Raw genomic sequence first — 1,825 nt, 5'->3', positions numbered from 1 at the left:
CTCCAGGATCACCCGACCGGCGTGGGCGACGTCTTCGACGGTGGCGGCCGGATCGCCGGCCAAACCGAGCAGGATGGGTTCGGCCAGCCGGGTGTCGGTGTCATCCAGGTGCCGCACCGCTGAGGCGACCGCGGCTGCGGCCCCGAACGGCAGACTCCCCTCAGCCAGTTGCGCGGCCAGATCAGGCAGCCGGGATAGTTGCTGGGCCAGAGTGACCCGCTCGCCCGCCCTAGCGGCCCGTGAGCCGGTGGCCGCGGCCAGCCACGCTCCGAGCGAACGCCGCCCGAACAGCTGCTGGCCTTTCCCGGCATCGGCCACGGCCAGCCGAACGGCGATCGCGGCTTCGGCCCGATCGATCGCCCGCGACAGGGTCACGATCTCGGCCATCGCCGCCTCCACATCAGACGGCACCCGCGACCCGTCAGCGGCGATCACCTCGATCTGGTGCAGCCACTCCCGTATCGCCGCCCCGGCCAAACCCGGATCAGGATGATCGGAGCGGCCAGGACGATCAGAGCGATCAGAGCGATCAGAGCGGTTAGAGCGATCGGGATGATCGGGATGGTCAGGGTGATCCCCGAATCCCACATCACCGCCAGCACCCTGATCAGTCCCCCGCCCACAACCGGCACCCCGCTCAGTCTCCTCAGCACCCCGATCAGCCCCCCACACGCCCCAATCAGCCTCCCGGGCAGCGTGACCGGCCTCCCAGACATCCCGACCGGCCTCCCGGGCAGTGGGATCAGCTGCCCGGGCACCCCGACCAGCCGCCCAAGTAGCATGATCAGCCCTCCAGGTAGCGTGATCAGCCTTCCGGGCATCCCGACCGGCCTCCCGAGCATCGTGACCGGCCAGTTCGGTACACCGACCGGTTTCCCGGGCACCCTGACCTGGCTCCCGGATACCAGCACCGGCCTGCTGAACACACTGGCCGCTCACGTGCCCGCAGCCGCAGGACTCGTACCCGGAACCGGGTGAGGGCCGGCCGCTGCCGGAGGGCCGGATGCCGGAGGGCCGGATGCCGGAGGGCCGGACACCGGGCTGCTGGGCAGGGCCGAACTCGCCCGGGCTGAACTGGGCAGGACCGAACTGGGTGTTGGCGGGTTCGGCGGTGGCCCGGGCGGTGCTGGAGCGCGCCGTTGCGGGGTGTGCCGTGTCGGAACGCGAGATCCCGGAGTCGCTGCCAGCGTCGCTGCCGGAGTCGGCTGCGGGGACTCGGGCCCGGGAACGGTCGAACAGCAGGACCGCGCCGCGGGAATCGCCGGGCGTGCGGCCGGTTTCGTGTGCTCTGGGACGTCGCCGAGGTGGAGGTGTTTCCGGGTGGAGGATCAGCACGTCGGCTGAGCGGATGCTAGGGGAAGGTCCGGCGGGGTCTCGATCGTCACGGTCGGCTGGAGCGCAGGGTTGCGGAGGGGGAAGGGAGGGGGCGGGGTCGGCCAGGATACGGGTGGGGGAACCAACGGGGGAACAGGTGGCGGCGCGGTGGTCAGGCAGCAGGACCGCACCCGAGGTCATCATCGCGGGCCACCTCCCTGTCGTGGATCGGCCGGTCGACCTACTGCCAGGATATCGCTCACACGTTCGATTGGCAACTCTGTGTAGTCGCTTATGTGTGAATTGTCGCGACGGGAGGATAGTGAGTGCGGCAGCGATGATGTCACCGATCTTCCATGGGCATTCGCTGATGTTCCGCAACGCCTGAACCCCATCGCGAACCCCATCGCGAACCCCATCGCGAACCCCATCGCGAACCCCATCGCGAACCCCATCGCGAACCCCATCGCGAACCCCATCGCGAACCCCATCGCGAACCCCATCGCGAACC

Annotated in this window: 4 protein-coding genes; 2 read left to right on the top strand and 2 right to left on the bottom strand. The window is 69.6% G+C overall.

Features of this window, described 5'->3' with window-relative positions; all coding sequences use genetic code 11:
• Positions 1 to 435 (bottom strand): DUF222 domain-containing protein (locus Aple_RS46705; protein WP_155351237.1); only part of this gene is annotated, 435 nt, incomplete at its 3' end.
• Complete coding sequence (locus Aple_RS46700; protein ID WP_155351236.1) at positions 432 to 632, bottom strand: hypothetical protein; 201 nt, start codon at positions 630 to 632, stop codon at positions 432 to 434. The genes Aple_RS46705 and Aple_RS46700, both read right to left, overlap by 4 nt.
• 169 nt (positions 633 to 801) lie before the next feature.
• On the opposite strand from Aple_RS46700, the gene Aple_RS46695 reads away from it, so the two are divergent.
• Both Aple_RS46695 and Aple_RS53965 read left to right on the top strand, forming a co-directional pair.
• Entirely contained in the window at positions 802 to 978 is a 177-nt protein-coding gene (locus Aple_RS46695) for a hypothetical protein (protein WP_155351235.1), read from the top strand.
• A 639-nt stretch (positions 979 to 1,617) separates the two neighbouring features.
• The coding region (locus Aple_RS53965) for a hypothetical protein (RefSeq protein ID WP_218038877.1) at positions 1,618 to 1,825 on the top strand (208 nt) is incomplete at its 3' end.

The sequence above is a fragment of the Acrocarpospora pleiomorpha genome, assembly GCF_009687885.1.
Taxonomy (GTDB): Bacteria; Actinomycetota; Actinomycetes; order Streptosporangiales; family Streptosporangiaceae; genus Acrocarpospora; species Acrocarpospora pleiomorpha.
Note: the sequence above shows the minus strand (reverse complement) of the source record. Positions and strands in the feature narration are given on the sequence as shown.